General features: G+C 35.1%; 7 protein-coding genes. 6 read left to right on the forward strand and 1 reads right to left on the reverse strand.

Annotated features, from left to right (window positions below; genetic code table 11):
- The 5 genes from ABX784_RS14220 to ABX784_RS14240 all read left to right on the forward strand — a co-directional run.
- Positions 1-1,016 (forward strand): IucA/IucC family siderophore biosynthesis protein (locus ABX784_RS14220; RefSeq protein ID WP_372655723.1); only part of this gene is annotated, 1,016 nt, incomplete at its 5' end.
- A gap of 2 nt (positions 1,017-1,018) precedes the next feature.
- Positions 1,019-2,302: a lysine N(6)-hydroxylase/L-ornithine N(5)-oxygenase family protein gene (locus ABX784_RS14225; RefSeq protein ID WP_372655724.1), complete on the forward strand. Its 1,284-nt coding sequence runs from the start codon at positions 1,019-1,021 to the stop codon at positions 2,300-2,302.
- 9 nt (positions 2,303-2,311) lie between these two features.
- Positions 2,312-2,695 carry a hypothetical protein gene (locus ABX784_RS14230; protein WP_372655725.1) on the forward strand — a complete coding sequence of 128 codons (384 nt, stop codon included), beginning with the start codon at positions 2,312-2,314 and terminating at the stop codon, positions 2,693-2,695.
- Between the two features lie 10 nt (positions 2,696-2,705).
- Positions 2,706-4,841, forward strand: coding sequence for a TonB-dependent receptor (locus ABX784_RS14235; protein WP_372655726.1), 2,136 nt, complete (start codon positions 2,706-2,708; stop codon positions 4,839-4,841).
- Between the two features lie 145 nt (positions 4,842-4,986).
- Positions 4,987-5,589, forward strand: a complete 603-nt coding sequence (locus tag ABX784_RS14240) for a hypothetical protein (protein WP_372655727.1) — start codon at positions 4,987-4,989, stop codon at positions 5,587-5,589.
- Positions 5,590-5,636: 47 nt separating this feature from the next.
- Here the strand turns inward: ABX784_RS14240 and ABX784_RS14245 are convergent, their stop codons facing one another.
- Positions 5,637-6,617: a 2-hydroxyacid dehydrogenase gene (locus ABX784_RS14245; protein ID WP_372655728.1), complete on the reverse strand. Its 981-nt coding sequence runs from the start codon at positions 6,615-6,617 to the stop codon at positions 5,637-5,639.
- 134 nt (positions 6,618-6,751) lie between these two features.
- On the opposite strand from ABX784_RS14245, the gene ABX784_RS14250 reads away from it, so the two are divergent.
- Entirely contained in the window at positions 6,752-7,384 is a 633-nt protein-coding gene (locus tag ABX784_RS14250; RefSeq protein ID WP_372655729.1) for a hypothetical protein, read from the forward strand.
- The last annotated feature ends 144 nt before the right edge of the window (positions 7,385-7,528 follow it).

Here is a 7,528-nt window from a genome sequence, read left to right on the forward strand (position 1 = left end):
AGATCATCTACTTAGGAGAATTTGGAGATACATATAGACCTCAAGTATCACTGAGAACACTTTCTAATATAAGTAGACCTGCACAATTAGATATTAAGCTACCTCTAACTATTCTAAATACTTCTGCCATTAGAGGTCTTCCTAAGAAGTATATAAAGATAGGTGTGACAATCTCTGACTACTTAGAGGAAGTGGTATCTAAAGACTCTCTCTTACAAGAAGCCAATCTAGCAATTATCAAAGAGAGGGCCGGTGCAAGCTATATTAGTAAACACTTCTCTCAAATTAAAGATGCTCCATATAGATACCACGAGTACCTAGGAGTTACATGGCGACAGAGCATGGAGACTCTAAATGATGAGTCACAAAATATTTCATCATTAATGACTGGAAATCTCTTATTTGTAGATAACTCTGGAAATTCACTAATCTCTGCGCTTATCAAAAAATCTGGTACTGACACATCAAATTGGTTATCTCTCTATTTTAAAAATGTAGTTATTCCACTTTACCACCTACAGGTAAAATACGGTATAAGCCTTGTTTCTCATGGGCAAAATATTATCCTTAGAACTAAAGACCACCTCCCTTATGGAGTTGCCATAAAAGACTTTGGAGGTGACTTAAGAATAAGTCGCGAGCACATAAGTAAATACCAAGATGTTCCAGACATTAAAAACATAGGAACAATGCCTGCTGCACACTTAATTCATGATCTGTTCACTGGACACATGGTTACTTTACTTAGATTTGTTTCCACAATACTTAAAAATACAGAAGACTTCGATGAGATTCACTTCTATTCACTACTAGCGAATGAAGTTGAAGAATATAACAAGATAAATACTCCACCAAAAGAAATTAACCTACTAAGAGAAAAATTTGAGCGTGTGATCATCAACACTGTTAGATTTCAGATAGGTTACGGGGACTCAGCTGAGCGTCCGGTACCAAAGCTTGGTACGGATTTAGTGAACCCTATCTTTCTTGGTTTACAGTCTAAAAGTAAGGAATAAATATGAGTACAGAAAAAATATATGATTTAATTGGTATCGGAGTAGGCCCATTTAATTTAAGCCTTGCTGCCCACTCCTCTCAAGTTGATAAGATTGACAGTTTATTCCTTGAGCAAAAACCTTCTTTTGAGTGGCACAGAGAATTAATATTTCAAGATTCTTATATGCAAACGTCTTTCTTGAAAGACCTTGTCACAGGTTCAGACCCTACGAACCCTTATACTTTCTTAAATTACTTAGTTAAGAATGGATTATTCTATTCTTTCATGAATACGGGAAGAAAAAGTATTACAAGAAAAGAGTTTGAAGTTTACTGTAGATGGGTGGCCGAGTCTCTTGGAGATAAAATTGCTTTTGGTAATAAGGTTAAAAATATTACTCAAAAAAACAATCTCTTTATTATTGAAACAAACAAAGCAGTCTTCACTGCTAAAAATATTTGTCTTGGAACAGGGCTAATACCAAGTGTTCCAAAGTGTGCAAGAGAGTTCATAGGAAAGAATGTTTTTCATGCGAAGTCAAAAGAGCTTGCAACTGTTAATCTAGAAGGAAAAAACCTCGTTGTTATTGGAGGAGGCCAGACCGGTGTTGAAGTGTTTAAAAATGCTTTAAATGAAAAGTGGGGTCGTCCAAACTCAATCAAACTCATAACAACAAGAGCAAACCTAGAACCTTTAGAAGCATCTCCCTTCACTGATGAGTACTTCACTCCAGGTTATGTTAAACAGTTCTTTTCTCTAAAAAATGAGAAGAAAGAAAGTATTGTAAACTACCAACTCCTAGCTAGTGATGGAAATACTCCAGAGTACCTAGAAGAATTATACAATGAACTCTATCTCGTTAAAAATATTCATAAAGATGAGAGGCGTATTGAAATTCTCCCTTACCGCTGGCTAGATAAGGTTGAAAAAGAAGGTGAATCTTATAACTTAACTTATAGAAATGATTTTAGAGATAGACTTGAGTCTGATAGCGCAGATGTTGTAATACTAGCAACAGGATTTCAAAAATCGACACCACCAATCCTAGACCTATTAGAAGAGCATATTCCTCTATGTGAAAAAGGACGTTTTATATTCAATAAAGACTACTCTCTTAAATGGGATGGTGAGAAAACAAATAAAATTTTTGCATTTAACTTTAGTAGATACGGTCATGGGATATCTGAGCCACAACTAAGCCTAATGGCATGGCGATCAGCAAATGTTATAAACGCTCTTTGTGAAGATGAGATTTTCCCTACTACGAGCTTTAAACCAAACTTCATCGATTACGGAGAAGAATAAGAAGGTCATATGATTACTATAAATGAAATAGAAAGAAATATATTTGAAGTGGAAATAACTTCTCCACGAGAAGAAAAAGATGAAACCAGCTTTCTAGGTTTACTAGATGATTTAATTGATAAAGAGTTTTTTGGACTTATTTTTTCAACAGAAGGAAAAGCTGGATTTTCAGCAGAGGCCAAGAAGTCTATGTCTATTTGGTTTAAGACTAATAAGCCATTACTTAAAGAAAAGTGTATCGGATTTGCGAGAGTGAATAGATCACAATCAAAGACCGCTAAGTTTACAAGTAAGGCCATGCAATTAGCTATGCCTTGTCCATATACAGTTGTTACAAATAATGAAGAAGCTAGAGAATGGGTCTTGGGCCTATTTAGCTCATACAATAATTAAAAGGTTTTTTATGAAAGTTTTACTATTTATTTCAATGATTATTTTAAGTGACCTTTCTCTATCTCAGGAAAGCACTAAAGAAAATGAAGCGATTTATATCATTGCGAGAAAGAGAAAAGAAAATATTCAAGAAGTCCCTATTAGTATTACTACCTATGATGAGTACCAAATAGAAGAAGCAGGGATTGAAACAGTTAGAGATATTACTGAAACAACTCCTAACGTTACTCTCATTGGTTCAAACTCAGGAAGATACTCCACTCCCTATATAAGAGGACAGGGTAATCAAGACTTAAATCTTCCAGAAGAAGTATCTGTTGGATTCAACTTAGATGAAATCCCACTGCCAAGATACGCAATGGACAATGACCTTATCGATATAAAAAGCGTGGAAGTACTTAGAGGACCTCAGGGAACTCTTTTTGGAAAAAATACTCAAGCAGGTGCCATAAATATTTACACAAAAGAGCCAGACTATAGAGATGGAAGTAAGATTTCTCTACAGGCCGGAAACTTAGAAACAAAATCCGTTATTGGTACTACTAATTTTAAAATTGGATCTGATAAGCTACAAAATAGAATTTCCTTAAAGTATAAGGAGCAAGGCGGCTACATTCAGGATACTTTTTTAAATAAAGACCTTGGAGATAACAAATCTTATTCACTAAGTAATACACTCCAGTTCAAACCTACTAATATCTTCAAATCGACCTTTAAGATTGGACTACAAAAGAAAGAAGGCTCAGACCCACTTATTATCTCTCGAAATGAGCCTGGTTATCCAAAGTCACATCAAAATATCGATCCAAGATATAAAACAAACCTTGTAACAACATCTCTAAAGCTTGAAAAAGATTTTAGTAAATCAGTTCTAACATTTATTGGTGCTTTTAATTATTATGATTTCAACATCAAGTACGATGAAGCTGATTACTATATTACTTATGACTACCTAAGAAGCCAGGTAGGAACAGCTCTCGCTGATCAGTATATTAATGATTCAAGTGAGCTATTTAGATCTATTAGAGAGTACCAAAGACAGTATTACACAGAACTTAGACTATCTAATAAAGATGACAGTGACCTTTCCTGGACAGGTGGAATAAACTTTTCTAGAAATAACTATCGCCTACTCAGCCATATCAGAACTTTCAGTGGTGGATTCGTTTTTAAGCAACAAAACGTTAACTTAATATCAGATTCATTCTCAGTTTTTGGAGAAGCAACAAAGAAGTTTGCAGAGAAGTACTCTCTTACTTTTGGAACAAGAGTTAATCACGACCAAAAGGAATTTAAATCAATACATAGCTCAACTTCTATTGCTGACTATAGACAAAATAGTGAAGCAGACTACACAGATTTTACTTCTAAACTAACTCTTGCAACTCAAGTGAGTTCAACTAAAAACATATATGCAAGTATTGCAAGAGGTTATCAGTCGGGCGGTTACCCTTCTTACCACTTTAACAATTACAACGGAATTTCAAAAGATCAACCAGCATATGAAGACTCAACATCTCTTTCTTATGAAATAGGCTCTAAGCTAACTTTCTTTAAGCAAAGACTGACACTAAACTCAGCGATCTTCTTTAACGATATAAAAGATAAACAAGTAAGAGTTAAAGACACTTCTACTAACCAAAGTTTTTACGCCAATATCGATACAGATGTTTTCGGTGGTGAGATCGAAGCAAAAGTAAAAGCTACAACTGATTTAACTTTTGGATCTACACTTGGGTATACAAACTCTAAGTTCAAAGAAGAAACAGTATCAGGAACAAGTAGTACAGTTCTAAATAAGAAGGGTGCAAGACTTGCCAATATTCCATATTGGACAGGAAGTACTTTTGCTCAGTATTCGTATTTCCTAGATAGCGTAAATGGATTCTTAAACCTTAGAGCTAGCTATAAGTATATTGGTCAGCGCTTTGGCGACAATATAAACCACACGAGAATGGGAAGCTATGGACTCCTAGGAACTAGAGTTTCTTTTGAAAAAGAGAGTTATACAATTACAGCTTATGTGAATAACCTCTTTGATAAAGTCTATGAAAGTCAGGCCTATTACTACTCTGCCTTTGATAAAGAAGTATCTTCTCCAGGACTACCAAGAATGTATGGAGTTAAAGCAACGTATAGATTCTAATCATAACTAGGGAGGTCTCCCCTCCCTAATATTAACTACTTACTCGCTGATCATTCTTTTTACACCTACTGTAATTACTTCTAATAATCATAATCCAATCCTATTTCTGTGTAAAATATCTCCACCACATACAGGAGAATATGGAATGAGAAAGACACTACTAATAACTGCAACACTTTTATCAATGTCGAGTCATGCCTCATTTCTTGATTTTCTAAACTCAAATCCTTCAATAGCAAATGTTTTAAGTAATGCTTCAAATACTCAGTTTGGCAGTGGGAACTCCGTAGACCTTGTTGAAGAGAGTACTGAACAACAATGTATCAATGCTGTTCACGAATCTATTCAGGCGCAAAAAGATACTCCTAATGAAATAGGACTACTGTATGCTGCAACTCTTACGAGTAAAGCCTACTCTAGCTTACTTGAGGGAGATTTCTCACAAGAGCTTAGAACTAGAGATTTCTTTGGAAAGCAAATTAGAAGAGGTCTATCTGATAGGTCTAGAGTTAAAGTAAATTCTTTTTCAGATAAGTATGTTCCTCATGCAGTATCTGGATGTTCTCAGTTTACAAGTATTACATCAGTAACTAAGTCTAAAGTTGGAAATAAAACTTGTCGTGTTATAAATCATCAATTAAGTGGTGAGAGATATAAAGTAATCTTCTGCGAAGGTGATGATACAGTCTATACTGACTTTCTTGATACAACTTTAGAAGTTATCAAAACGTATAATGAGATTAAATAAATTTCTCATGGCCTTAATCTAAGGCCATTAAAAGAAGTTCTTTAACTTTACGGGAGTACCTGATTAGGCATTTCACCTGTAGAAAAATAAGTCTTAATATTATTTACTGTAACAATAGCAATCTGGCTGAGAGCTTCACTTGTTAAAAAGGCCTGGTGAGAAGTTACTAAAACGTTTGGAAAACTTATTAATCTCGCAAAGAGATCATCCATTAAAATTTCTTCTGACAAGTCTTGAAAGAAGAGATTCTCTTCTTCTTCGTATACATCTAGTCCTGCTCCTGCAATATGCTCAGTCTTAAGAGAGTCAATCAGGGCCTTAGTATCAATGAGTCCACCTCGACTAGTGTTTATAATATAAACGCCTTTTTTCATTTTATTAAAGCTTTCTCTATTTAATATATGGTGAGTTTTTGGATTTAGTGGAACGTGTAATGAAATGATATCACTTTCTTCAAAGATCTTATCAAGACTTACATAATTGAAGTCTTCATTTTGATCTATATCATAGGCCATAACTTCACTACCAAAACCTTTCATAATATTAGCAAAGACTGCACCAATCTTTCCTGTTCCAATAACTCCGACCTTTTTTCCATGGAGATTAAAGCCCACTAATCCATCTAAAGAGAAGTTATGTGACTGAGTTCTCATATGCGCCTTATGAATCCTTCGAGAAAGCGCTAGAAGAAGACAGACAGCATGTTCAGCAATAGAGTTAGGAGAATAGCTAGGAACTCTTACAACAGGAATTTCGAGCTCGATGGCCGCTTGCATATCAACATGGTTAAACCCTGCTGAACGAAGGGCCAATAACTTAATTCCATTATTTTTAAGTTCTATAAGAGTCTCACGGTCAACGCTATCATTTGCAAAGGAGCAAACAACTTCATGCCCCTTAGACATTATTGCAGTTTGAGCTGTTAATCTAGGCTCTAGGAAAGAAATCTCAATCCCTGCCTCTGAAGAAGCTTTAGAAAAGTGCTCTATTTCGTATTTATGTGTTTGAAAGAATGCTACTTTTGTCATGGGACCAGCCTACCTAGAAGTGAGAATATAATAAGTATCAAATAATCTACTAAACATATTATGCTGATGAAACTATCACAATTTCAAGCTCAGTGTTAACATATTAGCTAAGTGATTAAAATATAGGAGCATATTTGAAAACCATAATGATATCGATAGTACTTCTTTTCAAAAGTTATATTCACGATAGTAATGCTAATGACCAAATTCTATTAAAAAAGCTCATATCAAAGATAGAAGAAGTTGAGTTCGACAACTCTGATAAGTTTATGTCTAGTACTTATTGTTACTACATATTTCAAAAAATTATAAATGCAAATGAAATTACGCCAAAAATCTTCTCTAAGTTTATCAAAGGTGGCTCTCTCAGCCTAAAGTACGCAAAAGAGTATAGAGATTGGCTTAAAACCTCTGAGGGAGTGAGTTGCAAAGATAGTGTAGGCCCTTCTTTTACCGCTTTTAAGATCCCAAAGAATAAGGAATATGCCATCTTCTTAAATAAGCCCGCTATATTAATGGAGGGTAAAGATATCAGCATGACCAGAGGCCATGAGCGCTTACATATTGCTTTTGCCATCTATAAAGAGCAGCAATATAAAGTTCAAAAAAAGTGGGACACTCTAAGTGAAGACAAGAAGAAGAAATTTATAAGTGAGCACCCAGGATATAATTTTCAAAAGAAGAAAGTTCTACTTAAGGAGTTCTTCTCTTACAGCTACCAAGAAGATTTAGAGGCCGGACTAACGTTCTTAACCAGTCAGCAGTAGTTCATCAACTTATCGATTATATACAATTTAGAAATTGGACACAAAAAAGCCCAGAACTAAGTCTGGGCTTTTTTACTTTTAATGGTACTCCCAAGGGGATTCGAACCCCTGTCGCCGCCGTGAAAAGGCGGTGTCCTAGACCAG

The sequence above is a fragment of the Halobacteriovorax sp. genome, from assembly GCF_041587335.1.
Classification (GTDB): Bacteria; Bdellovibrionota; Bacteriovoracia; order Bacteriovoracales; family Bacteriovoracaceae; genus Halobacteriovorax.

Excerpts from the sequence above, each read along its gene's own strand:
- ABX784_RS14225 (WP_372655724.1), top strand. The coding sequence starts at position 1,019 with ATGAGTACAGAAAAAATATATGATTTAATTGGTATCGGAGTAGGCCCA.
- ABX784_RS14230 (WP_372655725.1), top strand. The coding sequence starts at position 2,312 with ATGATTACTATAAATGAAATAGAAAGAAATATATTTGAAGTGGAAATA.
- ABX784_RS14235 (WP_372655726.1), top strand. The coding sequence starts at position 2,706 with ATGAAAGTTTTACTATTTATTTCAATGATTATTTTAAGTGACCTTTCT.
- ABX784_RS14240 (WP_372655727.1), top strand. The coding sequence starts at position 4,987 with ATGAGAAAGACACTACTAATAACTGCAACACTTTTATCAATGTCGAGT.
- ABX784_RS14245 (WP_372655728.1), bottom strand. The coding sequence starts at position 6,617 with ATGACAAAAGTAGCATTCTTTCAAACACATAAATACGAAATAGAGCAC.